This window comes from Halomonas sp. AOP7-B1-5 (assembly GCF_052353045.1).
Classification (GTDB): domain Bacteria; phylum Pseudomonadota; class Gammaproteobacteria; order Pseudomonadales; family Halomonadaceae; genus Vreelandella; species Vreelandella colorata.
This window is the reverse complement of the sequence record NZ_JBQTDC010000020.1, coordinates 1-26,522: the sequence shown is the minus strand read 5'-3', so window position 1 is coordinate 26,522 and position 26,522 is coordinate 1. Positions and strand designations below refer to the sequence as shown.

23 protein-coding genes and 1 pseudogene are annotated in these 26,522 nt (G+C 52.6%); 18 read left to right on the top strand and 6 right to left on the bottom strand.

What is annotated here, in order from left to right; genetic code table 11:
* Positions 1–42 precede the first annotated feature (42 nt).
* A complete protein-coding gene (locus ACT3XD_RS11260; protein ID WP_192538018.1) occupies positions 43–525 on the top strand; it encodes a PRC-barrel domain-containing protein in 483 nt (160 codons plus the stop codon).
* Positions 526–650: 125 nt separating this feature from the next.
* Here ACT3XD_RS11260 and ACT3XD_RS11255 read toward each other — a convergent pair whose 3' ends face one another.
* A complete protein-coding gene (locus ACT3XD_RS11255; RefSeq protein WP_192538017.1) occupies positions 651–1,646 on the bottom strand; it encodes a glutathione S-transferase family protein in 996 nt (331 codons plus the stop codon).
* Positions 1,647–1,736: 90 nt separating this feature from the next.
* Positions 1,737–2,658: pseudogene (locus ACT3XD_RS11250) on the bottom strand (LysR family transcriptional regulator).
* A gap of 763 nt (positions 2,659–3,421) precedes the next feature.
* On the opposite strand from ACT3XD_RS11250, the gene ACT3XD_RS11245 reads away from it, so the two are divergent.
* A complete protein-coding gene (locus ACT3XD_RS11245; protein ID WP_192538056.1) occupies positions 3,422–5,095 on the top strand; it encodes a peptidoglycan DD-metalloendopeptidase family protein in 1,674 nt (557 codons plus the stop codon).
* Positions 5,096–5,236: 141 nt separating this feature from the next.
* On the opposite strand, the gene ACT3XD_RS11240 is transcribed toward ACT3XD_RS11245, so the two are convergent.
* Positions 5,237–6,877: a L,D-transpeptidase family protein gene (locus ACT3XD_RS11240; RefSeq protein ID WP_192538016.1), complete on the bottom strand. Its 1,641-nt coding sequence runs from the start codon at positions 6,875–6,877 to the stop codon at positions 5,237–5,239.
* Positions 6,878–6,982: 105 nt separating this feature from the next.
* On the opposite strand from ACT3XD_RS11240, the gene ACT3XD_RS11235 reads away from it, so the two are divergent.
* The 11 genes from ACT3XD_RS11235 to ACT3XD_RS11185 all read left to right on the top strand — a co-directional run bounded on the left by ACT3XD_RS11235 (position 6,983) and on the right by ACT3XD_RS11185 (position 18,200).
* Entirely contained in the window at positions 6,983–7,708 is a 726-nt protein-coding gene (locus ACT3XD_RS11235; RefSeq protein WP_192538015.1) for a murein L,D-transpeptidase catalytic domain family protein, read from the top strand.
* A gap of 88 nt (positions 7,709–7,796) precedes the next feature.
* The gene (locus ACT3XD_RS11230; protein WP_192538014.1) at positions 7,797–8,816 is read left to right on the top strand and encodes a patatin-like phospholipase family protein; all 1,020 of its coding nucleotides are present in this window, start codon (positions 7,797–7,799) and stop codon (positions 8,814–8,816) included.
* A 327-nt stretch (positions 8,817–9,143) separates the two neighbouring features.
* The gene (locus tag ACT3XD_RS11225; protein WP_192538013.1) at positions 9,144–10,496 is read left to right on the top strand and encodes a NarK family nitrate/nitrite MFS transporter; all 1,353 of its coding nucleotides are present in this window, start codon (positions 9,144–9,146) and stop codon (positions 10,494–10,496) included.
* 92 nt (positions 10,497–10,588) lie between these two features.
* The gene (locus tag ACT3XD_RS11220) at positions 10,589–11,839 is read left to right on the top strand and encodes a nitrate regulatory protein (RefSeq protein WP_192538012.1); all 1,251 of its coding nucleotides are present in this window, start codon (positions 10,589–10,591) and stop codon (positions 11,837–11,839) included.
* Positions 11,840–11,945: 106 nt separating this feature from the next.
* Entirely contained in the window at positions 11,946–12,632 is a 687-nt protein-coding gene (locus tag ACT3XD_RS11215) for an SDR family oxidoreductase (protein ID WP_192538011.1), read from the top strand.
* A gap of 168 nt (positions 12,633–12,800) precedes the next feature.
* On the top strand, positions 12,801–13,793 hold the full coding sequence (locus tag ACT3XD_RS11210; RefSeq protein ID WP_192538010.1) for an LLM class flavin-dependent oxidoreductase: 993 nt from the start codon (positions 12,801–12,803) through the stop codon (positions 13,791–13,793).
* 44 nt (positions 13,794–13,837) lie between these two features.
* Positions 13,838–14,500 (top strand): AzlC family ABC transporter permease, encoded by a 663-nt coding sequence (locus ACT3XD_RS11205; RefSeq protein WP_225736141.1) that lies wholly within the window; start codon positions 13,838–13,840, stop codon positions 14,498–14,500.
* Positions 14,501–14,502: 2 nt separating this feature from the next.
* A complete protein-coding gene (locus ACT3XD_RS11200; protein WP_318782754.1) occupies positions 14,503–14,808 on the top strand; it encodes an AzlD family protein in 306 nt (101 codons plus the stop codon).
* A 70-nt stretch (positions 14,809–14,878) separates the two neighbouring features.
* Complete coding sequence (locus tag ACT3XD_RS11195) at positions 14,879–15,388, top strand: GNAT family N-acetyltransferase (protein WP_192538008.1); 510 nt, start codon at positions 14,879–14,881, stop codon at positions 15,386–15,388.
* Positions 15,389–15,524: 136 nt separating this feature from the next.
* On the top strand, positions 15,525–17,180 hold the full coding sequence (locus ACT3XD_RS11190) for a methyl-accepting chemotaxis protein (protein ID WP_192538007.1): 1,656 nt from the start codon (positions 15,525–15,527) through the stop codon (positions 17,178–17,180).
* A 177-nt stretch (positions 17,181–17,357) separates the two neighbouring features.
* Positions 17,358–18,200, top strand: coding sequence for a hypothetical protein (locus tag ACT3XD_RS11185; RefSeq protein ID WP_192538006.1), 843 nt, complete (start codon positions 17,358–17,360; stop codon positions 18,198–18,200).
* 31 nt (positions 18,201–18,231) lie between these two features.
* On the opposite strand, the gene ACT3XD_RS11180 is transcribed toward ACT3XD_RS11185, so the two are convergent.
* Both ACT3XD_RS11180 and ACT3XD_RS11175 read right to left on the bottom strand, forming a co-directional pair.
* On the bottom strand, positions 18,232–18,807 hold the full coding sequence (locus ACT3XD_RS11180) for a DUF1415 domain-containing protein (RefSeq protein WP_192538005.1): 576 nt from the start codon (positions 18,805–18,807) through the stop codon (positions 18,232–18,234).
* Between the two features lie 81 nt (positions 18,808–18,888).
* Complete coding sequence (locus ACT3XD_RS11175) at positions 18,889–19,578, bottom strand: GntR family transcriptional regulator (protein WP_192538004.1); 690 nt, start codon at positions 19,576–19,578, stop codon at positions 18,889–18,891.
* 171 nt (positions 19,579–19,749) lie between these two features.
* On the opposite strand from ACT3XD_RS11175, the gene ACT3XD_RS11170 reads away from it, so the two are divergent.
* The 5 genes from ACT3XD_RS11170 to ACT3XD_RS11150 all read left to right on the top strand — a co-directional run bounded on the left by ACT3XD_RS11170 (position 19,750) and on the right by ACT3XD_RS11150 (position 25,944).
* Positions 19,750–20,307 (top strand): chromate transporter, encoded by a 558-nt coding sequence (locus tag ACT3XD_RS11170; protein ID WP_192538003.1) that lies wholly within the window; start codon positions 19,750–19,752, stop codon positions 20,305–20,307.
* Positions 20,304–20,834 (top strand): chromate transporter, encoded by a 531-nt coding sequence (locus ACT3XD_RS11165; RefSeq protein WP_192538002.1) that lies wholly within the window; start codon positions 20,304–20,306, stop codon positions 20,832–20,834. The genes ACT3XD_RS11170 and ACT3XD_RS11165 overlap by 4 nt, the downstream gene beginning before the upstream one ends.
* Positions 20,835–20,951: 117 nt before the next feature.
* Entirely contained in the window at positions 20,952–22,799 is a 1,848-nt protein-coding gene (locus ACT3XD_RS11160) for an ABC transporter ATP-binding protein (protein WP_192538001.1), read from the top strand.
* Positions 22,800–22,956: 157 nt separating this feature from the next.
* A complete protein-coding gene (locus ACT3XD_RS11155; protein WP_192538000.1) occupies positions 22,957–24,627 on the top strand; it encodes a methyl-accepting chemotaxis protein in 1,671 nt (556 codons plus the stop codon).
* Between the two features lie 123 nt (positions 24,628–24,750).
* Positions 24,751–25,944, top strand: a complete 1,194-nt coding sequence (locus ACT3XD_RS11150; RefSeq protein ID WP_192537999.1) for an EAL domain-containing response regulator — start codon at positions 24,751–24,753, stop codon at positions 25,942–25,944.
* Here the strand turns inward: ACT3XD_RS11150 and ACT3XD_RS11145 are convergent.
* Positions 25,881–26,522: Hpt domain-containing protein (locus tag ACT3XD_RS11145; protein WP_444280588.1), on the bottom strand; the 642-nt coding region annotated here is incomplete at its 5' end. The genes ACT3XD_RS11150 and ACT3XD_RS11145 overlap by 64 nt on opposite strands.

Sequence of the window (26,522 nt, the reverse complement as noted above, 5' to 3'; positions counted from 1 at the left end):
ACTTGGCACCTGCTGATGCTATTAGCTACATGGAGAGATGCTATGCGTAAATCAATGCTAACGACCGCTATCGGAACTGCACTTTTAGGCAGCTTGGCATTCGGTGTGCAGGCGTCCCAAGAGCCTCAGGGTATGTACTCTGCAGAAGACATCCTTGATGCCGAAGTTTATTTCGCCAATGGTTCGGATGATGAGATTGGGGAAGTTGAAAACATCCTGTTCGATGAAGAAATGCGTATTAATGCGCTAGTTATTGAAAGTGGAGCGGTATTAGGTCTGGGTGGCCGCGAAATCGTGGTAGGCACCGACTACTTCTCACTTGAAACGCATACTGAAAGTGATGGTGACACTGAACATCGCATTATGCTTAATGCCACTGCTGAAGAAGTGGAAGGCTTCCCAGCCTATGATCGTGACTGGTGGGAACAAACTAAGGCTAATGCACGTGACGCCTGGGAAACCACCCGGGATGGCGCGCAAAGCGCTTGGCAATCAACCCGTGAAGCCGTATCCACTAACGAGTAGTACCGTCTTTCGTAACGAGCAGTCGCGATGACTGTTAATGAAGCGAAGCTTATGATTAAAAGGGCTGCCCACTGGGCACCCCTTTTTCATGCAGCATTATCACCATACTCGCTGCTCTTTTTTGTCTACTGACTGGACCGTACGCCCTGCCCCGGCAGCCGGTTACGATCATGAGGACGTTCAAAATCAAGCTGCGGCCCGGCGGGTACGATGCGGGTTGGATTAATCGTGTCGTGGCTATAATAGTAGTGACGCTTTATATGATTCATATCCACCGTTTCGGCAACGCCCGGCCACTGATAGATCTCACGCACGTAGTTAGCCAAATTGGGGAAGTCTTCTATGCGCTTGAAATTGCATTTGAAATGGCTGTAGTACACTGCGTCAAAACGGATAAGCGTGGTAAACAGACGAATATCGGCTTCCGTTAGCCATTCACCCACCAAATAGCGCTGTGTATCCAGACGCTTTTCCATGCGCTCCAACGCTTCGAACAACGCTTTTACGTGCTTTTCGTAAACCTCCTGCTCAGTGGCAAAACCCGTTTTATATACGCCATTGTTGATATGGTCGTAGACATCCGCGTTTACCGAATCAATTTCTTCGCGCAGATCGTCTGGGTAAAAATCCAAATGATTATCAGTGAGCTCATTAAAGGCGCGATTAAAAATACGTAACAAGTCCGCAGACTCATTATTGATAATGGCATTGCGCTGCTTATCCCACAGTGCCGGCACCGTGACGCGTCCAGTATAGGTAGGATTAGTCATGGTATAGAGCTGATAGTGGTAATCAACGCCGTTAACCACATCGCCACTTGAGCCTTCATCCTGCTTGTAGGTCCAGCCTTTATCAAGCATCAGAGGGCTTACATGCGATACGCCTATTAGGGATTCAAGCTCTTTCAGCTTACGTAATATCAATGTGCGGTGAGCCCAGGGGCAGGCCAAAGAAACGTATAAATGGTAGCGATCTTTTTCAGCGGGAAAGCAAGCACCGCCAGTTTCTGGCTGATTGCCAACCCAGTCACGCAGCTGAGCCGATTCACGCACAAATTCGCCACCGCTCTTTTTGGTGTCGTACCACTGATCATGCCATTCGCCATTAACAAGCAGACCCATAAAGCATCTCCTGACAGGGTGATTAAAAGCCAGCTATAGGCCAGTATGCATTAAGCATAATCCTGTCGAGCAGATGCTCAAGCGGATGTTTTAACGCGTTTCATTCGAGAGAATCGAACCGTTCAGGACATAGCTCCTCGACAGCTTGCTTTAACGCGGCGGCCATCGCATGCGCCGCGGGCCCCGCACGGTCCCGGTCACGAAAAATTATCTGAATAGGCACTTCACGGATACTGCCTGCGGTTAATGGCAGCGGCTTTAACTTGCCATGAAAAATTTCATCAGCAATACGCGTTTCCGGCATCCAGGCAAACCCCAGGCCACGCTTCAACATATCGAGCGACGTGTTTAAGTGTCCCACTGTCCAGCGCTGCTCGGCTTTTAACCATCCAGCGTCGGTCGACTGACGCAACGCTGAATCGCGCACGACAAGCTGGCGATACTGCGCCAGGTCACGTAAATCAAGTGCTCGGCCCAACTGATGTAGCGCATGATCAGGATGGGCCACCGCAATAAAACGCACGCTAACCAACGGTTCGCCTAAAAAGCCTTGTGCCTCCATCCCCGATATCACTAAATCGGCGCGCCCATCGTAAAGCATTTCCGTGCCACCATTGAGTACGCTTTCATGCAACTGAACGCGTACCTGGGGGTACATTTCGGAAAAGCGTTCCATGGCCTTGGCCTGTGCTGCGGCGGGAAACACCTGGTCAATCGCCAACACGATTTCAGCCTCCAAGCCCTCCGCCAGCCGTGAGGCAACATCTTCAAGTGAAGCCGCACTTTCAATGAGCTGACGCGCACGGCGAAGCTATAACTCCCCCGCTTCGGTTAAGCGAACCTGCCGCCCAATGGGTTCAAGCACCTGAACACCTAATTGCTCCTCAAGCTTATGAACCGCATGATTCAGAGTGGAGGGGCTTTTATGTACTACTTCTGCCGCACGCGCAAACCCCCCATGGTCAACGACGGCTGCCAGCATTTGCCATTGTGCAAGTGTCACCCGGGACATTTCGACTCCCTCGATGCTAAATCGCGAAACCATCCGCTTAATATTCGAAAAACCATGTCTATAATGCCAATAATCATTAATAAGTACTGCTAATTTAGAATTAATCCAGCAAAAATAATGCTTAAAAAGCCTTATGCACATTAATCAAAGCCGTTTCGCGCCTTGATGCGTGAAGCAGTATCAAGGGGGGCTTGATTAGCCTTCTCAGTGCCCCTATTAATAATGTCCACGCTGAGTAACGTGGGGGGAACAAATTGCCCCGAAAAGCCCCTAGTTAACTTTTTGTTACAAAAAAAATGATTTCCACTTGTGCATTCGATTTCTACCAGACCGTTGATAAGCTTCAGATTAAGTTTTCCGAAGGTCAAGAAATTGCTTAATTTATTTTAAATAAAAAATAAACCATTGATTTATAGTATAAAAATATACATTAAATTTATTCTAAATTTTTTAAAACCAACTAATCGTCATACAACCTTTACATCGCGCTGTGCTTGTCTATGATTAGGTCATTAATTAGCGCCAGTTTAAGCTTGGCATGGGCAAGAGAGTAAACCCTCAGAAAATGGTTTTTGGGTCGAATCGTTTACCTTTATTAGCAAACAGTGTTCAAAAATAGTAATGTTAGTTAGCTTTTTCTGCTTTTTAGCAGAAGTATCCTTTATGTATGGATATACAGTCTATGAACCCCCTTCCTCATGGGGTATGGTTCCGTCTACTTTCATGTTACTTTTTGATCACGAACTTGGCGGTCTATTTACCCATGTTGCGAATCCTCCATTCGCTGCCCCGCACGCATAAATTGTTACTGTTACCTGTGGCGACTATGGTCACAGTGCTGGGCGCACAAAAGTTAATCACTACATATCAAGATTTAAATCAGCCCCACACTCCGCTGGAAAGCGTTTTAGTACCGCTTCCCAGCGATTCAGCGCCGGGCATTCCTTCTCTTAATCAAGAGCGAACGCCTGTCGCTGATGCCATCAATCGAGCCACCCGCGCGATTGATGCCACCCGCGAACACATTCCACTAAGCGATTTAACGGTTAAAGAAATTGTTGATCTGGACGTTATCTCAAGCGCAGAAGCCTCTCTAGCAGATCATCGTTCGCCTAGCACTCCAACATTACACAACAGCCCCATCGATAACGGCGCACTGCACATGGCCATCGTTGTCGGTACGCTGACGAGCGGCATGCTCGATATCGACCCTAGCTCTTCTGTCGAAATCGCCGATGCCACTTCTTATGAAGATTACGGAATCGATCTGTTTGGCGATGTCTCGTTTCTGGAGCTTGAACTTGCTGCGGAAGAGCCGTTTGTACCGGAATGGAAAACACATATTGTTGAATCCGGTGAAACCTTCGCAGTGCTGGCACAAAATGAGCTGGGTTTAGGTTATAGCGAAGTATTAACCCTGCTTGATGATTTGCCCGAACCGAGAATGCTGACTAATTGGCGCGCAGGCCATAGTTTCGACTATATGCTCGACGAGAGCGGTCGCCTGTTATCACTTCGTATGATGAAAAACACCCGCGACGGGGTGTTGGTCGAAAGTGAGGATAACCAGTTTGCCGTAACTGCCATTGAGCGTCAGGGAGAACCGGTTCAGCGCTTATATGCAGGTAGCGTTAGCGGTAGTTTTGCCCGCTCCGCTCAAGCCACCGGCCTAAGTAGCGGCTCAGTCACCGAGCTGACCAAACTGCTGGAGAAAAAGCTGGATTTCCGTCGTGACAGCCGCCGTGGCGATCAATTTCAGGTTCTGGTCGAATCCGACATGATTGAAGGCGAAGCGCTCGACTCACGCGTTCTGGCGGTGAAATACAACGGCGAGCGCATGGACCTGACCGTAGTTCGCAATGCTACCGACGACCACTTCTATACACCTGATGGCAATAGCCTCGACCCCTCGTTTGCGCGCTACCCGTTTGAGGGCAGCTACCGCTTGAGCTCGAACTTTAACCCTCAGCGTAAGCATCCGGTCACTGGCCGCATAAGCCCACATAATGGTACCGATTTTGCCATGCCGATTGGCACCTCCGTTATTGCCCCGGCTAACGGCCGCGTCGAGCGGGTGGCCAATCATCCGGCAGCAGGGCGCTACATCGTTGTACGCCATGATAACGGCTACCGCACGCGCTACCTACACCTTTCCCAGCCGCTGGTGAGTCAAGGCGATCGGGTAACCATGGGCGAACGTATCGCGCTTTCTGGCAATACCGGCCGCAGCACCGGCCCTCACCTGCATTATGAAGTCATCGTCAACAACTCACCGGTAAACGCCATGTCGATAGATTTGCCTGAAGACATGGGATTAAACGGCGATACGCTGGTTGCCTTCCAGCGTCAGGCCGAGCCGATGCTTGCGGCGCTTGAAAGCGGCCAAACGGGTACCATCAGCGTTGCAAATTATCAGCCAGAGCAAGATGCTGAGTAACCAGATGTCTACTTAAGCCATACCCATTAACGCCGCCCAATTTTGGGCGGCGTTAATGTTTCTACCTTACGTAATACTTCTACCACATGGAGAAGCGCAAACCTGAGCATCTCCTATATACGCTGGCGCGTGCGGATCAATTTACACAGCGCGTTGCAGTGCAGCCAATAGCGAGGCATCGCGGCGGTAGATATCCGAGCGGAACTCTACTTCCCCCTGAGCATTAGGCCAGGCGGTTAAGTAATGCAGCGCCACAGGAATGCGTTGAGGCAGATTCACGTTACGGTCGCTACCGCCGCTATTTAAAAGCGTACTGAGCTGATAGCGGCTGCCACTATCCTGTAGCAACATCTGGGCGAATTCACGTACTCCTTCCACGCGTACGCAGCCTGAGCTTAACGCGCGCTGATTACGTCGAAAGAGCCCCTGTGCCGGCGTGTCGTGCAGATAGATCATGTCATTATTGGGAAAGCGCACTACCACCCGCCCTAAAGGATTGCTGTTACCTGCGACCTGACGCAGCATAATGCCACCAGGGCGCTGCCAATCCACTTCGGCGGGGTCTAGCTGTGCGCCGGACATATTAATCACCTGCATATTATGCTGGGCCAAATAGTCGGCGTTCTGACGTACCCGGGGCAGGACATCTTCTCGCATGATGGTGGGCGGAATCGTCCAGCTGGGATTGATCGTCAGATGGCTGATAGATGAATGGATAATGGGCGTTTCACGACGCGAAGACCCGACGACCACCCGAGCATTCCACTGCTGGCCGTTTGGCCGGATATAGTGCAGCTGGTAGCCTGCAATATCTACCCAGACACGCGGCTCACTAGACTGCATGGGGCCTATCCAGCGGGCACGCTCCAGATTGACCCGCAACTGATCCACCCGAGAGGTAGCGGTCGCATTAAGCGCCAGGCGCGTTTGCTCACCCACGACGCCGTCCTCTTTAAGCTGGTGGCGGCGCTGAAAACGTTTTACCGCCGCTTCAAGCTCGGCATCAAAAGTGCGCTTATCGCCCCCAGCCACCTGCACACCGATCATCGGGTAGGCACTGCTATCCGCTGTGAGCAGGCCGGTTTCCCCCCAAAGTGTCAGGCGCTGGCGCAGTGTGGTCACGTCATCGTCGACATCTCCCGGACGCAGCGACTCCTCCCGCGCACCAAGGTAGGGCGCACTGCCCAAGGTAGCGATGTGCCGATACTGGCTTAACGCCTCACGCAGCTGCTGATACTCGCTGGAGGCTGGCCGCGCCAAGCTAAACGCACGCTCTAAATCCTGATCATCAACCGCGTGAGTGACTCTCAAGAGCGAGTAGTGCCGCTCAGGGCGCGCAACGTCCCAGCTGGGTTCAACGTCTCGGGGGTTAACCTTGCCACGTTCCAGATGATCAAGCGCCAGCAGCAGCGCCTGGGTTGCCTGAATGTCGAAAGCTGCCTGAGCAGACTCCCCAGCATTCTGGCTATTTTGAAAAGCGCTCATCAATCTGTCAGCACGGTAGTCCGCAGGATTCAAACCATCGCTTTCAAGAGTATTAAGTGCAGCAACCAATGCTTCTACTGCTGATTCACTCTGCCAAGCCAACGTTTCGTTGCGCAATTGATAAAATTCTTCAACCGGCAACTGCCCTTGGCTGCCGATCTGGCCCTGCTGAGTAAGTGCTTGTTGAAGCAGCTCATTAGCCGCGTGCGCTGGCATTATTCCGAAGGGGATTTGGGACAGCGCCAGACCTAGAGCGGCCCCTATCGCCCATTGTCTTAGTGACTGCATCTCGTTCATCACCCTCTCCTTGCGTTACTATAAGTTCCCATTCGCGGCATGCTTACTTTTATCATAGCCGTTTACTTATTTTCGTCATCGATATCGTCTGCAGGACTGCTCCATATGGTAACCCGTTTACGCTCTCTTTCTTTATTATGTTGCTTACCTTTCGCGTTAATTAGCCTACCTCTTCAAGCCAACAGTTTCTTTGCAAGCGTAGCGTCTACACCTCCTCCCGGCGTGTCATCGCTTCAGCACCAACTTCTGCAGCTCGCCCCTTCCGCCACACCGGAAGCTCTGCGTCTTGCCGCCCAGGCGCTTAACTGTGCGAATCCCAATGCCGAGCGGTTCGCGGTTATTGACTACTCTCTTCCATCAACCGAGCCGCGGATGTGGGTGTTTGATCTGCGCCAGCATAAACTGCTGTTCGAAGAGCTGGTCTCCCACGGCCAAGGGTCGGGTGATGCTTACGCCGAAGCGTTCTCCAATACCCCCGAGAGCCATCAGTCCAGCCTAGGCCTGTTTCGCACCATGAATAGCTACTATGGGCGCAACGGCTATTCGCTGAGGCTCAATGGGCTTGAGCCCGATGTGAATGATCTGGCCTATGAGCGCGCGATTGTGATTCATGGGGCGGATTACGTCAGTGATGACTTTATTGCTCAAACCGGTCGCCTGGGCCGCAGCCATGGCTGCCCGGCGGTGCGTCAGGATATTACTTATCCACTCATCGATAGCTTGCGCGAAGATCAGTATGTGTTTGCCTATTACCCGGATAAGGAGTGGCTCGCCACCTCCAACTTCCTGCGCTGCAACACGTTAAATTCCACCCACTTGGCGCAACGTTGACAGGTTCTTAGGCCAAGCAGGCGTTGTTATGCCATGCTAACCAAGTGGCAATGCAGCATGGCATAAGCTTACTAACGCATGAGGCCTTATGACTCAAGTAAAGAAGCTAGACCTAGCTCTACAGGGCGGTGGCGCTCACGGTGCTTATTCATGGGGCGTGATCGACCGGCTGCTTGAAGATGATCGGATCGAAATAGAAGGCATTAGCGGCACCAGTGCTGGCGCGATGAATGGTGTAGTCATGGCGGATGCCCTCACCCGGGGTGACAAGCTGTTGGCCAGGCAAGCACTTACAGATTTTTGGCAGGCCGTCAGTCGCGCCGGCATGGCAAGTCCGGTACGCAGATCTCCCATGGATATCTGGACCGGCAACTGGAGCCTTGATCACTCGCCGGGCTATATCGCGATGGATATCATGACGCGCCTGGTATCGCCTTATCAATTCAATCCGCTTAACGTTAACCCACTGCGTGAGATCGTCGCTGAACACATCGATTTTGAGCGCGTGCGTCAGTGCGATCAGCTCAAGCTGTTTGTAGCGGCCACCAATGTACGCACCGGCAAACAGCGCGTTTTTCGCCGTGAGGAAATGAGCCTGGATGCGGTAATGGCTTCTGCCTGTTTACCCCTAATGTTCCAAGCCGTAGAAATTGACGGTGAGGCTTACTGGGACGGGGGCTATATGGGCAACCCGGCGCTTTTCCCGCTCATGGAAGAATGCAGCTCGCGGGATATCCTGCTGGTACAAATCAATCCTATCAGCCGGGATACGGTGCCTACCTCTGCCTCGTCGATTCTGAACCGCTTAAACGAAATTACCTTTAACGCGGCATTGATTAAAGAAATACGCATGATTGCGCTGTTACAGCACGCACTTGAAGAACAGGGCATTACAAATTGCTATCAGCAGGCGCTTTTCCATCGTATTAGCGGTGAGCAGGCGCTGGAAGAGCTTTCCGTCTCCAGCAAGCTGAACTCTGAATGGGCGTTTCTTTCCTATCTTTTTGAGCAAGGGCGGGCAGCTGCACAGCGCTGGCTCGATGAGCATTTTGAAGCGATAGGCAATCACTCAACACTGGATATCGATTCGGTTTACCTGCACGAATAAACGGCACTATGGTGACGCATGCCGCTCCTGGCATGCTCGCCAATGGCGCACCGCCTATTTTCCTTCCCCGCCCAATCTCTTATCCCTCCCTGCCCACCCTTTTATTCAACACATCAACTAACTGATAGGTTTAATTAAAACCCTATATGGCAAACTAATTGCTTAACAAGGCTTTGTGGTGGTAGGCGTAGACCAGGCCCAGCGGGGTACGAGTGCGTCGAGCCTGACCTTCAATGGCGAAGGCATGTTCTCGTAAATACGCGACGCGATAGAGCGACTCGGCGTTGCGTGATGCTCAACTGGTTCAAGATCCCGTGAGGCCATCCCATGGACATACGCAATAAAGCCAATCGTATTCGCCTACTCAATTTCTCAACCCCTCAGATGCGTGCCTTTCATCTGTCGTGGTTTGCTTTTCATATCTGTTTTTTTGGCTGGTTCGGCATCGCGCCGCTGATGGCGATCGTGCGTGAAGACCTTTCTCTGACCCAGACTCAAATCGGTAATACAATTATCGCCTCCGTCGCGATTACCGTTATCGTGCGGCTATTAATAGGGCTACTGTGTGACCGGCTAGGGCCGCGTAAAACCTACACTGGCCTACTGGTGTTAGGCTCCATTCCCGTTATGAGTATCGGCTTTGCCGACAGTTTTGAAAGCTTTTTCCTGGCGCGCCTGGCAATTGGCGCAATTGGCGCCTCATTTGTCATCACCCAGTACCACACCACCATGATGTTTGCGCCTAATGTGGTGGGCACGGCCAATGCGACCAGTGCGGGCTGGGGCAATTTAGGTGGCGGCACCACGCAAATCCTGATGCCGCTTATATTCTCCGGGATGTTAATGCTCGGCGTTAATGAGGCGCTCGGCTGGCGCCTTGCCATGGTAGTGCCGGGTGTGGTGCTGTTTATCACCGGCATTGGCTACTGGTTTCTCACCCAGGATGCACCGGACGGTAACTTTAGCGACCTGCGCGCGCGGGGTGAGCTGCCGGAAGCCACCAAGGAATATGGCGCGCTGCAAAGCTTTCTCACCGCGGCAAAAGATATCCGCGTGTGGGCGCTGTTTGTCGTTTATGGGCTGTGCTTTGGCGTTGAACTTACGATCAACAATATTGCGGCTATCTACTTTTTTGACCAGTTCAACTTAAGCTTGGCAACCGCTGGGCTAATCGCCGGTCTGTTTGGCCTGATGAATATATTTGCCCGCACGCTGGGCGGTGTTTTCTCAGATTTGTTCGCCAAGCAAGGGGGCTTGAAGGGCCGCGTGCGCTGGCTGTTTATTGCCTTGATCTGCGAAGGCATTGCGCTGATCGCATTTTCTCAAATGCATATTTTGAGTCTTGCTATTGGCATCATGCTGGTCTTTAGCCTGTTCGTTCAAATGGCTGAAGGGGCAACGTTTGGCGTGGTGCCGTTTATCAACAAAAAAGCCCTGGGCGCCGTGGCGGGTATTGTGGGTGCCGGCGGTAATGTCGGCGCCGTATCGGCGGCGTTTTTGTTTCGTAGCGAAAACTTAAGCTACCAGCAAGGACTGTTTTATCTGGGGCTGACCGTACTGGTACTCGCCTCATGCGTACTGGCTGTGCGCTTTAGCGATGCAACGGAAGCGCAGGAAGCCAGCGCCTACCGTGATGCCGTGGGCGACGATACCGGCGCAGGGGCTCTTTCATTACGTTAAAACCCCGCATTATGCTCAATCAAGACCTTTCATCCCCGGTGGCGGCTGCCCCGGGGAGATAGATCAAGGCGGCGAGTAAAAGGAAAATCACTATGTCATCTGCCCAGCAGCTACTCTTAACCGCCATTCGTTGTGATATCGATAACCTGACCCATTTAGCGACGACCTCGGAAATTGTCGCCGATATTAGCCGCTTTATTCACGTACTCCAGCGTGAGCGTGGCGCCTCAACGATCTACCTCGTTTCTCAAGGCTCACGCTTTAAAACCCAGCGCCGCGACTACCTCAAACATAGCCAGGAAGCTGAGATACTCATGCGGCAACGGCTGGAGGTACTGACCCAGGAAGTGCGCCCTCAGGGTGCAGCGCGCTTATTACGGCGCATCGCAGCCGTATGGAACGCTCTTGACGACATAGCTGCTATGCGCAGCGCCATTGATCTCATGGCGATCTCCCCCGATGCCGCGACCCAGGCTTTTAACCATTTAATCAGCGGTTTACTGGCAATTGTTTTTGAAGCCGCCGATACCTCCGACGACCCGGAGATTACCCGTACGCTTGTGGCGATCTTCCACCTGATGCAAGGCAAGGAACTTGCGGGCCAGGAGCGGGCCTGCGGTGCATTTGGCTTTACTCAAGGTCACTTTGATAAAACGCATCGCCAGTTACTCGGCCAGTTGGTCGAGGATCAGCAGCGCTGCTTTGATACCTTCGTTGAGTTTGCCACGCCGGAAGCTGAACTCGCCTGGCAGCAGGCGGTTTCAACCAGTACGTTAACCGGCATTCACCAATTGCGTGAGGCTGCCTGCCAATCTACCTCACAGCACGTTACCACCAACGTTCTGGGTGAAACGTGGTACGAGCTCACCACGCTTCGCATTGATGCGCTTAAAATCGTCGAAGACGCTTTAAATACCCAGCTAGCGGCGCTTTGCTATCGCAAAATAGCCCAGGCGAAAGCCGCGCTTGAACACGCCAAAGCCAAGCCCGGTCCTCATACGCCCGCCCCTTGTGAGCAGCTCCTCGCGCTTAGTCCTACACAGCCATTGGGAGACTTAACCGCTAGCGCGTTGACCTCACCGCTTGGACGGTCATTGATTGAGCTTACTCAGGCACAATCAAGCCGTTTACAAGGGTTGAGCGATGAGCTGGAAAATACCCGCAAGGCATTGCGCGAGCGCAAGCTGGTCGAGCGCGCCAAAGGCTTGATCATGGCGCACCAGTCCATGACCGAAGAAGAGGCCTACCGCTTCCTGCGCAAAACCTCCATGGATCAAAGCAAAAGCATGGCGGATATGGCGCAGGCTATTCTTGATCTCTCTTCTATACTCAAAAAGGCTTAGTAGCCCTCTTAAGCTTAGCTGCCTAAAGTTGGCGACGGTTTGCAAGATAGCGTCGTATTAGCCATTCTGAAAACTCCTGTTTATGGCTTAGCAAGGAGTGCCAACCATGCAACACGGCGTATTATTGATTACCGGTGCCTCAAGCGGTATTGGCGCAGCCACGGCAAGAGCCGCCGCGCGCGAAGGCTACCAGCTTGTACTCGCCGCCCGTTCAGCCGACAAACTCGCCGCACTTGCCCAGGAGCTTGGGCCTGAGAACGTACTTACCTGCGAGCTTGATGTCACTGATATGGATCAGCAGCAGGCGATGATCGATCAGGCGCTGGAGACCTTTGGCCGCCTGGATGCGGTGTTTGCCAACGCCGGGCAAGGCGGCTCGCCGGGCGGGTTTAGCGGCGCCAATCATGCTGCCTGGCACGAGATGATTCTGACCAATATATATGGCGTGGGCCTTACTCTTCAGGCAAGCCTTCCTGCGCTTAAACGTAGTAAAGGCCATGTACTGATGACGGGTTCTGCCGCCGGCCGAACCACCATTCCAGGCTCCATGTACAGCGCCACCAAGTGGGCAGTAACGGGGATTGGCTATAACCTTCGTGAAGAGTTACGGGGTAGCGGGATGCGGGTTACCCTGATTGAGCCCGGCATGGTCGATACGCCGTTTTTTGATGAATCGCCTGATAATGCCCTGGAAGACCGCGATATCGCAAACGCGGTTATCTATGCACTTTCTCAACCGGCTCATGTCGATGTTAATGAAATACTGATTCGCCCTACCCCGCCGATTGAATAGCTGAGTAAACATGTTAGCCAGCTCAAAGCGGGCTGCTCCTTGTATTTCGTCTTCTTAGCCCGCATAACACCTACAACCAAGCGTGCTAATGTTCTGTTCATGTACTTTCTACTATGTACACGTCCTGACCGTTCACCCACGCCCCACGTTTTCAATAGTAGGTGAATTATGAGCCAGCTTTCTTCGACAGCGCTTTCCGTTCTCGACCTTGCTCCGATACGCCAAGGCGGAAGCGCTGCTGAAACGTTTCGGGACAGTGTTTCTCTCGCTCAGCGAACCGAACAGTTGGGCTATACCCGCTACTGGCTTGCCGAACATCACAATATTGCCGGAATCGCCAGCGCGGCAACTTCAGTATTAATTGGCCATGTAGCGGGCCAGACCTCCACTATTCGGGTGGGTAGTGGCGGGATTATGCTGCCCAATCATCCGCCGCTGGTCATCGCCGAGCAGTTTGGCACGTTGGAAACTCTTTATCCTGACCGAATTGATCTGGGCTTAGGCCGCGCGCCCGGCTCTGACGGTGCGACCATGCGCGCTATGCGGCGCAGCATGCATGCAGGCGTGGACGACTTCCCCGAGCAGTTAAGCGAGCTACTCCGCTACCTGGCAGACGCCGAGCCCGGCCAGCAGGTGAAAGCGGTGCCTGGCCAGGGAACCAACGTGCCTATTTGGCTGTTGGGTTCCAGCGGCTATAGCGCCCAGCTAGCGGCCAAGCTTGGCCTTCCCTTCGCCTTTGCCGCTCAGTTCGCCCCTGGCTATCTGTTTGAAGCCCTGCGCCTGTATCGCGATAATTTCCGCCCGTCTGAACATCTGGACAAACCCCATGCCATGGTAGGTTTACCGGTTATCGCTGCTGAAAACGATGCGCTGGCGCACTACCTTGCGACCACGGCTCAGCAGAAGTTTCTAAACCTTATTCGTGGCAAACCGACCCAGTCGCTGCCCCCAGTAGAGCAGCTGGACTGGTCACCTATGGAGCAGGCGCAGGTAAGCCAATTTTTAGGCGCAGCGATTATCGGTGGTCCTGAAACGGTCAAAGCAGAATTGACGGCTTTCCAAGAACGTACCGGCGCGGATGAGCTGATGATCAATAGCGACTTTTATAATCATGCTGACCGTCTGCGCAGCTATGAGATTGTTGCAGAGGCCGCGCGGTGAGCGCAAAGCTAGACGCAAAAGGTACGTTATGGGGCTTCAAGCGAATGGCCCCGCTTTCCCTGTTCGTGGTTGCGTTTGGCTTAGCGTTTGGCGTTGCCGCTATCCAACATGGTTTAAGCAGCTGGGAAACGCTGCTGATGAGCAGCCTGGTGTTCGCGGGCACCGCTCAGTTTGCGGCACTGGAGCTGTGGGGACCCACCATTCCGCTCACAGCGCTTATTGCCACCACGTTTGCCATTAACGCCCGTCACTTATTGATGGGCGCTTCGCTTTACCCCTGGCTGCGCCACCTTCCCTCAGGCCAGCGTTATGCCTGCCTTGGGATGATGAGTGACTCCAACTGGGCCATGGCGGCAGCTGACCATCAGCGAGGAGAAACCAATGTCGGCGCTCTTTTTGGCGGCGGTATTGCCTTATGGCTCTCCTGGGTGCTGGGCACGCTGTTGGGGGTCGCGTTTGGTAGCGGGATCAGCCAGCCCGAACGGTTTGGATTAGACGTCATCATGGGCTGTTTCTTACTTTCCATGCTGGTAGGCGGTAAAAACAAACCGTCGCTTACGATGCTACTTCCCTGGGGCGTGGCTGGCGTGGCCGCGCTGCTCGCGCTTTATTATTTGCCGCCCAACGCTCACGTTATTGTGGGTGCGCTGGCGGGTGGTTTGGCGGGCATGCTGTTGCCTCAGGCGAATCAACAAAAAGGACAATAGGCGTGCCGCTAACTCCAGCTACTGCGCTACTTGCTATCGTTATCATGGCACTGGTGACGTTTACCACCCGTATCGGTGGCTCGATCATCATGTCACGTATCCCTATTGGCCCTAAGGTAGAGCGATTTATCAACGCTATGGCGGGGTCCGTTCTGGTCGCTGTTGTTGTACCGCTGGCAGCTCAGGGGGATTGGGGCGCTCGGCTTGGTCTGCTCGCCACGTTAAGCGCCATGCTGATACTGCATAAGCCGCTCGTTGCGATTACTGCGGGAATGGCCACCGCTGCGTTATGGCGCTTATTATCATAGCGGTTAACGCTGTCCTACTTATTTCCATCAGGTACTGGCTATGTCATCAAATACGATGTCTTCAAATACAATGTCTTCAAATAATGCGTCTTCCCTCACGTTCACGCCTATGACACAAGATGACTTCGTTATCTTTTGGCCAACCTTTCAGGCCATTATCGCAGACCAGCAAACCTACGCGATTGACCCTGATATCAGCTACGATGCGGCCTATCGGCTCTGGTGCCAAGCGCCCAAAGTCACCTATGCGGTTAAGGATGCAGCAGGCGAATTAATCGGTAGCTACTACTTAAAAGCCAATGCAGCCGGCCCCGGCGATCATATCTGTAACTGCGGCTATATGGTGACCGCTGCCGCTCGCGGTAAAGGCGTTGCCCGGGCGATGTGCGAGCATTCACAGCAATTAGCGCGTGAGTTCAACTTTCAAGCCATGCAGTTTAACGCCGTCGTTTCCACTAACGATGTCGCGGTGGCGCTCTGGCAACGGTTAGGATTTAGCATTGTGGGCACGGTTCCTAATGCCTACCGCCATGCGACGCAAGGGTTAGTAGACACGCATATTATGTATAAATCCTTGTAATTTAATCGCTTACACCCTTAATTTTTCTCACTTAAGGCCGATATTACGACCACCACAATGAAGCTCTCTAGTTCATTGTGATGTGGCTGCCTATCTTGCTGCTCTATTGCTCCCCCTTAAGTGAGAAATGAACGTAATGAAAGATTTATCCGTAAAATATGCCCTGGCCGGGGCATTAGGTTTACTCGTTGTCATGTTGATTGTTGTGGCAGCGCTTGGCATACAGGCAGAGAAAAGAGCAATAACAAGCTTAAACGAGTTGGATGAAGTGGCGGCCCAACAGGTAGCGTCTATTAACCGTTCAGAAGTTAATCTAATGGAGCTTCGGGTACGCTTAGCGCGTTATACAGACTATAACGCACGTGGCAACACTGCGTTAGCTCAGCAAGCGCTGGGATTTGCTCAGGCGGCGTTGGAACGTGCGGATTCGCGTTTTGATGCATTTCATGCCATTGAGGTACCCAGCAACTCGCCACGAATGCCCTTAATTGCCGCGATCGAATCGGCGTACCAGCTTTTGATTACTGATTCGCTCAGACGCGACCTTAACGCCGGGAATGTGGCACCGCTGATCGATCACGCCGAACGCCTTAACGAACAGTTTGATGCGTTTACCAATGGTGTGCGTAGCTTCAACCTCAATGCACAAAGCCTAGCATCAACTACCGTTTCAAATGCGCATACCCGCAGTCAGCACAATATGTTGATTAGTATTGGCTTAATCGTTTTGGCATTAATGATCTATATCGCCGTACAGCTCGGCATTAACCGGATTATCGTTCGCCCTCTGCAGCGCGCCGTTGCGCTATGTGAAAGCGTATCCCAAGGCAATTTAACTAACGCCATCGAATCACGCGGGCGTAATGAAATAGGCCGCCTGTATAGCGCGATGAGCACGATGCAGGAGCGCTTGCAACAGATGGTGGAAACCCTCAACCAAAGCAGCCGGGCCGTCGCCAACAGTTCCCGGGAAATTGCCAGCGGTAGCCAGGACCTTGCTTCGCGCACCGAGCAGCAGGCAGCGGCGCTTCAGCAAACGGCAGCGAGTATGGATGAGATTTCCTCTATTGTGCGCCAAAATGCTGACACGGCCACGCAGGCCGAAAAGATGACTGTTAATGCCGCGCATAAAGCCGAGCATGGTCAAAGCGAAGCCCAGCGTGCCGGGCAATGGATGCAAGCGCTCGAAAAAGACTCGCATAAAGTGCATGACATTGTGCAAGTAATCGACTCTATCGCTTTTCAGACTAATATCCTGGCGCTGAACGCCTCGGTTGAGGCAGCACGCGCGGGCGAACATGGCCGCGGCTTTGCCGTCGTTGCCAGCGAAGTTCGCTCATTGGCGACTAAGACGTCCAACTCATCGAAAGAAATACGCACGATGATTGAGGATATTGCCCAGCGTATTGCCGAAGGTGCCAATCAGGCGATGCACAATGGGGAAAGTATGGGCGAGGTCAATACGGCTATCCGTCAAGTGACCGATATGATGCAGGAGCTGTCACTGGCGGCCAAAGAACAGGACTCGGGTATTACCCAAATTAGCACCGCAATTGCGCAAATGGACTCCGCGACTCAGGAAAACGTGTCCTTAGTAGAAGAGACCAGCACTGCATCGGCATCACTTGAGGATGAAGCTAGCCGCTTGGCAGAGCTTGTGAGCGCGTTTAAATTACCCCATTCAAGCCAGACGCAATCAGCACCATTAAAATCAGCCCGCCCTTTACCAGCCAGCAGAACCTCACTGCCTAGCAAGCGTGCCTCTGCCGAACCTGAGTGGGAAGCTTTTTAATACACCGTTATTTTCAGTTATCGGGCAGCATTCGCTGCCCGATGCGTTGCCAATCGCGTATCATGGCTCGCCCTTGCCGTCGGCAAATTCAGACGATGGCAGTTAAACCTGCACGCAAAGCCCACTATGAAACCTGCTTTTTTCAAACCGCTATTTGCATGGATATTTATCGCCCTGTTGGGCATGATTGTGCTGCTGGGCCTACTGCACTTAAAAAACGGGCACTCGCCAGGACCTCAGCTAACGTTCTCCAAAGAAATCACCGCCCACCTAACTGACGCTACCCGCCAAGCAAATATTCATTTAATGGAAGTACGCCAGCGGTTGGCACGCCTAAGTAGCGATATTGACCAAGCGGCGACGACATTGAGCCAGACGCGGGACAACCTTGAGCATGCAAGCCAGGCGGTTCAAGAACTCGATTTACCTTCCCACTCTGCACAGCGCCCTTTGATTGACGCGATGCTTGACACTTATAAACGCTTGATAGACAACCCACTGCAACGCTATTTAGATCATTTCCAGACTTTTCGAAATGCAACCGACGTACACCTTTCCGCCGTCAGCAAGACCGCAGTTAACATCGACCGACATATACTTGAATGGGCAAACCAGTTAACCAGCAGCGAACAGAAAGACAGCAGGATAGTATTAATGACAGTGGCCCTGCTCATTGCCTTAGCGGGAGCCCTTTATATTGCGTTTAAAGGCGCAATCCATGTATTTGTAGTAAGACCTCTTCAACGTGCTGCCCAAGCCCAGAATAATGTCCTCAATGACAGCCCGGCTCTTAGCTTTGAAGAGTATGGTTATAGCGCGGTAAACGACAGGCAGCCGACATTAGCTGCTAAAGAGCAAGCACCAGACAGCACTCACATAAGCGCCATATTCAGCCCCATATTGCTGGAAGAGATCAGCACGTCGACGGCGACTCCTCGCGATCACACATACCAGCCTTCTGAGTTCTTTAGCACTCCCGCGCCTTCAGTCCAGCCTAGAATGCTTGAGCGCGAGTGTTAAATAAGCGACGAGCAGATCGCTGCCGTACGTATTAGGGGCTTTTAGCAGAAGAGGCGCGTTGCGCTAACGCTTCCTGAAGGTAGCGCTCCGCTTCACTACTTCCCATAGCCGTTAAATGTGCGACGTTGCGTTCAGGAATTACCGACGTGTCGCCATAAAACTCGATGGCCTTTTCGACACTCGCTTCGCGCAGTAAATGCACCATCGCGTAGGGCGAGCGGTTGGTATAGTTCGAGGCATCGTCAGGCTCGGCGTCTTCAAAACAGTAATCGGGATGGAAGGTAGCTAGCTGGTAAACACCTTCGTAGCCCTGCTCGGCCAAGATGCTTTCGGCCAGTTCCACATAATCCAGGTAGTGATCAAAATGCTTGAATAGTGTGGGGAAAACCAGCAGCGTGGTTTCCGTATCTGGATGCTCATCCAGCCACTGCACTTCCACCATGAGTTCTTCTAACGCAACTTCAAGTTTTTTGGAGCGCACGATTTCCACACGGATAGAGGCGCGTTCCACTTCACGCTGAGCAAAAGGACATACGTTTTGCGCCACAATAAAATTGCGCACCCAGCTCATCGTTTGCTCGATTACGTCGTTATCTGAATATTGCATTACTCTCTTTTACACCCGCTCGATCGCATGTTTGATGGGCGCCAGTGTACACCTATCGTTATCATTAAACTCAAGCGCTGCTCAGCGCTTATTGGGCGCTCCTTCACCATGCTGGGTAAACCGCTGAAGCGCCACATCATAGGATTTGCGAATATGCTCATCCAGAAGCTTGCGCGCCGCTTTCACATCGCGCTTCAAGGCAAGCTCCACCAACTCATGGTGCTGCTGGTCCAGTTCCTGGCGAATCACCGGCATTTTAGGACCCAGCCGGCGGTAACGATCAAATTGATCATGCAGCTGCTCAATAAAGCGGAGTAGCCATACGGAGCCACATGGCGCTACTAGCGTACGATGAAACTGGGTGTGCAACCGCTCCCATTCATCGTCCTTATCCAGCGTCATATCGGCACATTTCAGGCGGTGTTCCGCCGCCAGCAGCTCCGCTTCCCAAGCGGCATCGCCATGGGCGATAGCCTGTTCAAAGGCCATGCCTTCAAGTGACAAGCGCGTTTGCGCTATATCATCCAGCTCGCGATGGGAAAGCGTCGGTACTCGAAAGCCACGCTGGTTTTCCTGAAGGAGCAATCCATAGGCCGCCAGCTTGTTTAACGCCTCCCGCAAAGGGCTCAGGCCTACCTGGTACTGGTCTTTGAGCGCATTGATGGCAAGTTTTTCACCCGCCGCGAAGCGTCCGTTCACTAGATCCTTGCGTAAGGTATCGTAAATACGACTTGATGCCGTACTTGCTGAAGGCTGAATATATTGATTCATGGTAGGGTCCTTTCATCCACCGTTACGTACGCACTACTTATTCAGTGTTGACGCCTCTGAGTACTCTCGCCTATATTCTACGCCAGATAAATAATCGATTTTTTTAAATATAAACGATAAAAAGTGAAAAAATATGTTTTTCCAACTAATTTCCTATAGCGTATTTTGCCAATGAAACAGACAGCACTGTTCTGGGCCTTCTTTCGGGTCGGTATTTTCGGCTTTGGTGGTGGTCCTTCGATGATACCGCTAGTGCATGCCGAAGTGGTCGCCCGTTACAAGTGGCTTACCGACGAAGAGTTTGCCGATATATTGGCTATTGGCAATACCCTGCCCGGCCCGATTGCCACCAAGATGCCCGGTTACATCGGCTATCGTGTCGGCGGCCCCTTAGGCTGCGCCGTTGCCGTTACGGCGGTTATTCTACCCATGATTGCGGCGATGATCGTCATGCTGGGCATTTTCAGCCGCTACCGCGATGTTGCGTGGATTCGCGGCATGGGGCAAGCCGTGGTGCCGGTGGTCATGATCATGATGGGCCAACTGGCCTGGGACTTCTTTGATAAATCGCAAAAGGCGCTTGGCTGGCTGGTCAGTGGCGTAATGGCGATCGTTTCCGGGGTGCTGATTTACTGGCTGGGCGTCCACCCGGGCTTCATCATCGGCGCGATTCTGCTGGCCGCGTTTATCCCCTTCTCCAAATTCAAGAAAGCGGAGCGCTCGGCATGATCTATTGGGAGCTTTTCCTGGCGTTTTTCATTCCCAATATCGTGGGTTACGGCGGCGGCCCGGCCATCATTCCCTTGATCGAAGCCGAGGTCGTCGGCCGTTACGGCTGGATGACCTCGCAGACGTTTGCCGAAACCCTGGCGCTCGGCAACGCGTTGCCGAGCCCCATTGCCACCAAGATGGCCGGCTACGTAGGCTATGAAGTGGCGGGTATTGGCGGCGCCTTTGTAGCGGTTGCAGCCACGGTGGTGCCTTCGCTTTTGCTGATGATTGCCGCGCTGGGGCTTTTGTATCGCCACCGCGAGTCCCCCCAGGTCAAGCGTATGAGCCAGTGGGTGCGCCCGGTGATAGCCATGATGATGGCCTGGCTGACGCTTGGCTTTCTGCTCGAAGGCGTCAACGGTGCAGGCTGGCTGCACACGGTGATCATTGGCGTGGTCGCCGCGATAGCGCTGGTGCGCTTCAAGATCTACCCAGCCTTCGTGGTCATGGCGGCCCTTGTGTACGGCGCCTTTGTCATTGCCTGACCCACTCTGCTGATCCCTTCTGACTGTCGGCCATTTCCCCCGGCAGTCAGACTAGCTATCCACGCCTTTCCATCGCATCATGGCACTCCTTTTTTCTGGATGCCGCTCAGCCACGCCATGCAACAGTCTTCGCCCCACTCAAGCTCCTCACCGCTTAGCGGTTTTTTCAGCGTTTTTCGCTACAGCCAGCGTGCCCTTGGCCTGGTGTGGGAAACCTCACGCTGGATGATGTTTGGCCTGGCCTTATGCACACTGGTGGCAGGCGTACTGCCCGCCGTTGCCGCCTGGGTGGGCCAGCTGATTGTCGACGGAGTGGTCAGCGCCATGGCGGCGCATCAAGCGGCAGATGACCCTGATCTACTGACGTCCATCACCCCGGTGTTGAAGCTGGTGGGGGTCGAGGCGCTGATTATCGGCCTCATTGCCCTCGCCCAGCGCGGGCTTTCCGCCCAGCAGGCGCTGCTACGCGCGCTGTTGGGGCAAAAGGTCAACGTGATGATTCTGGAAAAGGCCGGGACACTCTCGCTTGGCCAGTTCGAAGACTCCGAGCTATATGACCAGCTCACCCGCGCCCGCCGTGAAGCCTCGACACGCCCCCTTGCCCTGGTCAATAAAACCTTTGGTCTGATGCAGAACGCCATTTCGCTCGGCAGCTTCAGCGTTCTGCTGATTCAGTTTTCGCCCTGGGCGCTGCTGATACTGGCGGTGGGCGCACTGCCGGTATTTATCTCGGAGGCCAAGTTTTCCGGCGACGCCTTTCGCCTGTTCCGCCGCCGTTCACCGGAAACGCGTATGCAGGGCTACCTGGAAACCGTGCTGGCGCGTGAAGACAGTATCAAGGAGGTCAAGCTGTTCGGTCTTGAAGGGCTATTTCTACAGCGTTACCGGGATATCTTTACCCGCCTGTTTGCCGAAGACCGCCTTCTGACGCTGCACCGGGAGGGCTGGGGGTTCGTGCTGGGCCTGCTCGGCACGCTGACTTTTTACGCCGCTTACGCCTGGGTGGTGATTGAAACCATCGCCGGTGCGCTGACCCTGGGCCAGATGACCATGTATCTGATGGTATTCAAGCAGGGCCAGTCGGCGCTTTCGGCAAGCCTCACCGCGATCAGCGGCATGTATGAAGACAACCTTTACTTATCCAACCTCTACGAGTACCTGGAGCAGTCTACTCAACCTGAAGGCGGCAGCCTGACACAGGGTGAGAGCGCAGGCGACGGGCTGCGCTTCGAGGACGTCAGCTTTGCCTATCCAGGCGGCAAGCAGGTACTGCAGAATATCTCCCTGCACCTGGCGCCCGGCCAGAGCCTGGCACTGGTGGGCGAAAACGGCTCGGGCAAGACAACCCTGATCAAGCTTTTGACGCGGCTTTATCAACCCACCCACGGGCGTATTCTGCTGGATGGCAGCGACCTGCGCGACTGGGAAACCGGCGCGTTGCGCAAGCGTATCGGGGTGATTTTTCAGGATTTCGTGCGCTACCAGCTGCAGGTAGGCGAAAACCTGGGTGTGGGCGACATTCAGGCATTTAATGATCAAACGCGCTGGCAGAAAGCGGCCCACAACGGTATGGCCGACGGCTTTATCAAACGCATGCCCCAAGGCTATAACACCCAACTAGGCCGCTGGTTTAAAGATGGCCAGGAACTCTCCGGCGGGCAGTGGCAAAAAATAGCGCTCTCGCGTGCCTACATGCGCGAGGAGGCTGATATTCTAGTGCTGGATGAGCCCACCGCGGCGATGGACGCTGCCGCTGAAGCCGATATATTTACCCGCTTTCGCGAGCATAGCCACGATAAAATGACCATCCTCATCTCGCACCGCTTTTCGACGGTGCGCAGTGCCGAGCTGATTTTAGTCATTAACCATGGCCGCGTGCTGGAACGCGGCACTCATGAAGAGCTTCTCGCACTCAAGGGCCGATATGCACATCTTTTCTATTTACAAGCGAAGGGTTATCAATAGGCGAGCTGAGTGCTGCTGTTCTAGCTAACCAATGACTCTTTGGCTCTCTAATGAGGATAAACGTAAACAAACGTGACCAAGCCAATAAGTAGGTCGCTTAATCTAATACTTTAAGAGTAATGTGCACTCATCCTCCAACATGACAAGGGTAGTGCACATGAAAAAATTCCACCTGATAAAAGTAAAATATGCCTTTGCTTTTATAAGCGTCGCACTTGCGCTACTAGCAGTTGTGCTGGCTGATATATTACTCGTCAATATGGTAAAAAGCCGACTCGATTCATTTATATCTCACTACATCCCTGCTTCAACAACCATCCTCAATGGAGATAGAGATCTTTACCAGGCGAGGGTCGCTGAAATAGAGTTTCTCCTCTCATCGCCTGGTACAGAGCAGGCATCAGCTCTTATCGATGAATTTGAGGAGAATGCGCAGCAGGCTTATGAGCGCATGGTTACATCTGCTGAGCTGATGCGTGCTGATCCGAGCATTACTGATCAGTTAGCTGATTTTGAAGTATTGTATAGCGACTGGAAACAGGAGGCTGAGCGCGTTTTTGCAATGCATGAGAGAGGTGAAACAGTCAATGCACTGACTCTTTCCTCAAGTTCTTCACTAGAGCATTTTAATGCGTTGCGAGATTTATATGATATTTCAGGAGCCAATATTGAAACTGCAATTATTGCGGCAGAAAAGGCTGTCTTGGAAAGAATTCGATTGCAGCAGACGACTACGATTGTTTTTTCTTTAATCGTCTTTATCGCGGCAACGTTGATTGCTCTGCTGGGTCCTTTGATGATGTCCAAGGCACTTCGTCAAATAAGTCGGCGCATTAAAGAAATTACCCAAGGAGACGGTGATTTGACGGCCCGCATCAATAGCCAACGCCGGGACGAGATTGGTGAGTTAGCTCATGAGTTTGATACTTTTATCAAGCATATTGACGGGACGCTTCAAGCTGTTAGCCAAAGCACTGTCAGCCTTCAGCACGCATCCACAGAAATTGCCAAAGGTAGTCAGGAGCTTGCAACGCGTACGGAGCAAGCTGCTGCCAATTTACAGCAGACATCAGCTTCCATGGAGCAAATCGCGGCAGTGGTTACCAATGCCTCTGACTCTGCACAGCAGGCAGATCAACTGGCACTATCGAGTCGCGAATTAGCCAATCAGGGACGCAGTGCGATGCGCAGTGTTGAACAGACGATGGATACCATTAGCGAATCCTCTTCTGAAATAAGTAATATCGTCAGTCTTATTGAGAGCATCGCCTTTCAAACGAATATCTTAGCATTGAATGCTTCAGTTGAGGCGGCTCGTGCGGGAGAGCACGGCAGAGGTTTCGCTGTCGTTGCCCAAGAAGTACGCACCTTAGCCAGCCGTTCAAGCGACGCCTCAAAAAGTATTGCCACCCTCATCAATACTTCGATGAGCCGAACTGGGGCGGGCGTCAATCAAGTAAAAAGCACTGGGCAACTGATGGAAGAAATGGTCCACAGCATTGAACGCGTTTCCGATGTAATTGCTGAAATTAGCGCTGGCGCCAAAGAGCAAAGTGTGGGAATTGGGCAAGTCAATGATGCCGTCAACGAGCTGGATAGCATGACTCAGCACAATGCATCCCTGGTAGAAGAGTCCAGCGCAGCAGCAGAGCTAAGCGAACAGGCCTCTCGCTTAAGCGTATTAGTAGGTGCCTTCAAGTTAAGCGATATCGCAACACAGCCCTTGGCGCTGGCTGAGAGGAAACAGGAGAATAAAAGTGCTAGGTCAACATCGTTACCACGGCATCAGTTCTCTTCTTTACAACATCCTGAGTGGGAATCTTTCTGAGTTAGTCTGCTACCGAGGGTTTATCAGCAAGCCCTCGGTGATAGCGACCTCTTGAATAATGACGAGACGATAGTCGAGCCACAAAATTTTCATTGGCATAAATAAGCTTTTCAAGGAATCGATATGGCCTGTAATGCATTGGTGATTGATGATGATCCCGAAATTCAATTATTAGGCAAACTGTTATTGGAAAAACAGGGCTACCGGGCTGTAACTGTTGGAAGCCTGGGAGAGCTGGCGCGCCGCCCATCCCTTCTCAACGTGGACCTGATTCTCCTTGATTTTGGCCTTGGCGAGTTTACCGGTTTAGACATTCTCGACTATCTTCACGATCTGCGCCTGAACGCTGCCATTCTTCTTATTAGTAGCTGCTCGAAGGAGACGGCTACACATGCTATCGAGGTAGGCAAAGGCAAAGGCTTACGTATGTTGGGCTTTTTGCCGAAATCTGACCTTCTTATAGGACTTGCCTCTTTTCTGAAGCCACTTGAAACTTCTCTCAAAGCGCCATCAGTGGAGGAGCTGGAAGCGGCGATTGGCGATAAAAAGCTCTTTTTAGTTTACCAGCCCCAACTAGATCTTGAGAGCGGAAGCATCATAGGCGTTGAAGCATTGGTCCGCTGGCAGGACTCCGAGCGCGGCGTACTTTATCCCGACAGTTTTATTCCCTTGGCTGAACAAAGTGGGCTGATGGTGCCCATGACATGGTGCATTCTTGAGCTTGCCCTGAAGCAACAGGCAGAATGGCAGGCAATGGGCTGGAAACTGGATATTGCCATCAACGTCCCTGCAGAACTGGTCAAAGCCGAGAGCGTTTTACAAACCTTTGATCAACTAACGCGTAAGCACCACTCCGCCTTGGATCGTATTACACTAGAACTGACCGAATCAGCGGGCATTGAGTGCTTGGCATATGCCCGGCACGTACTTGAAGCACTGCTTGAGCGAGGCTGCCAGCTCGCGCTAGATGACTTTGGCACCGGCTACTCCTCAATGATTCAGCTTCATCGCCTCCCCTTTAGCAAGCTTAAAATTGACCGTAGCTTTGTATCGCTGATAGACCAGGACCAAGCTGCCCACGCCATTACACTATCCATTATCGATTTGGGAAAGCGCTTAGGACTGACGGTAATAGCCGAAGGTATCGAGACTCAAGCGCAGCAGCGCTTGCTCAGGGAAGCAAAATGCCCATTAGGTCAGGGATACTTTATCTCTCGCCCATTAACAGCAGAGGCTTTTAACGCTTGGTTCAGTCATCGGATGTCTGAATTGGACTTTAATGAACTAAGCATGCCAGCCTGTTCTAGCGCGAGCTGAGTAGATTTTTCCAAAGCCGGTAGTTGCTGTAAAGACAGCTCAAGTTCACTGCCAAGATCGACTAGCGCGAGGGCTTCAAGACGGTTTGCCAGGGCCGCTATAGCAGTACATCCCAAAGAGGCCGCCGCTCCCTTAAGCGAATGGGCTTCTTGACAAAAAACATCTCGCTCGCCAGCCTTTAAAGCGGCAGCAAGGCGCTCTCCGCGGATATCAAGACGCTTCAAGAATGTTGTCAGCAAGTTATCGAGAGTATTCGAATCAAAAGTGTCTTTTAATTCTTCGCAGAGGCGTGTATCAAGAATTTTCCCCTTTTCCTCGGGTTGCTTTAATACACCGGCATCTGTTTCCCTCTCGGTATCTGAGATAGGCGCGTTAACGCTCTCCTTTTGCAAGATACAACGGCATAAGACTTGGTAGAGTTCATCGCGAGTAAACGGTTTATGTATCATGTCATCCATGCCACTTTGCAGGCAGCGCTCGCGATGCTCTGGCATCACATTGGCCGTCATGGCGACAATAGGTAACCGAGATAACTGATGAAGCTGTTCAAATTCACGCCACTGCTGTGTTGTTTGCAC

Bases quoted from the DNA above. Each gene is read 5' to 3' on its own strand.
- ACT3XD_RS11150 (WP_192537999.1), top strand. From the start codon at position 24,751: ATGGCCTGTAATGCATTGGTGATTGATGATGATCCCGAAATTCAATTA.
- ACT3XD_RS11240 (WP_192538016.1), bottom strand. From the start codon at position 6,877: ATGAACGAGATGCAGTCACTAAGACAATGGGCGATAGGGGCCGCTCTA.
- ACT3XD_RS11165 (WP_192538002.1), top strand. From the start codon at position 20,304: ATGATCTATTGGGAGCTTTTCCTGGCGTTTTTCATTCCCAATATCGTG.
- ACT3XD_RS11155 (WP_192538000.1), top strand. From the start codon at position 22,957: ATGAAAAAATTCCACCTGATAAAAGTAAAATATGCCTTTGCTTTTATA.
- ACT3XD_RS11230 (WP_192538014.1), top strand. From the start codon at position 7,797: ATGACTCAAGTAAAGAAGCTAGACCTAGCTCTACAGGGCGGTGGCGCT.
- ACT3XD_RS11255 (WP_192538017.1), bottom strand. From the start codon at position 1,646: ATGGGTCTGCTTGTTAATGGCGAATGGCATGATCAGTGGTACGACACC.
- ACT3XD_RS11190 (WP_192538007.1), top strand. From the start codon at position 15,525: ATGAAAGATTTATCCGTAAAATATGCCCTGGCCGGGGCATTAGGTTTA.
- ACT3XD_RS11210 (WP_192538010.1), top strand. From the start codon at position 12,801: ATGAGCCAGCTTTCTTCGACAGCGCTTTCCGTTCTCGACCTTGCTCCG.
- ACT3XD_RS11225 (WP_192538013.1), top strand. From the start codon at position 9,144: ATGGACATACGCAATAAAGCCAATCGTATTCGCCTACTCAATTTCTCA.
- ACT3XD_RS11220 (WP_192538012.1), top strand. From the start codon at position 10,589: ATGTCATCTGCCCAGCAGCTACTCTTAACCGCCATTCGTTGTGATATC.
- ACT3XD_RS11235 (WP_192538015.1), top strand. From the start codon at position 6,983: ATGGTAACCCGTTTACGCTCTCTTTCTTTATTATGTTGCTTACCTTTC.
- ACT3XD_RS11260 (WP_192538018.1), top strand. From the start codon at position 43: ATGCGTAAATCAATGCTAACGACCGCTATCGGAACTGCACTTTTAGGC.
- ACT3XD_RS11175 (WP_192538004.1), bottom strand. From the start codon at position 19,578: ATGAATCAATATATTCAGCCTTCAGCAAGTACGGCATCAAGTCGTATT.
- ACT3XD_RS11170 (WP_192538003.1), top strand. From the start codon at position 19,750: ATGAAACAGACAGCACTGTTCTGGGCCTTCTTTCGGGTCGGTATTTTC.
- ACT3XD_RS11205 (WP_225736141.1), top strand. From the start codon at position 13,838: ATGGCCCCGCTTTCCCTGTTCGTGGTTGCGTTTGGCTTAGCGTTTGGC.
- ACT3XD_RS11245 (WP_192538056.1), top strand. From the start codon at position 3,422: ATGTTGCGAATCCTCCATTCGCTGCCCCGCACGCATAAATTGTTACTG.
- ACT3XD_RS11195 (WP_192538008.1), top strand. From the start codon at position 14,879: ATGTCTTCAAATAATGCGTCTTCCCTCACGTTCACGCCTATGACACAA.
- ACT3XD_RS11180 (WP_192538005.1), bottom strand. From the start codon at position 18,807: ATGCAATATTCAGATAACGACGTAATCGAGCAAACGATGAGCTGGGTG.
- ACT3XD_RS11215 (WP_192538011.1), top strand. From the start codon at position 11,946: ATGCAACACGGCGTATTATTGATTACCGGTGCCTCAAGCGGTATTGGC.
- ACT3XD_RS11160 (WP_192538001.1), top strand. From the start codon at position 20,952: ATGCAACAGTCTTCGCCCCACTCAAGCTCCTCACCGCTTAGCGGTTTT.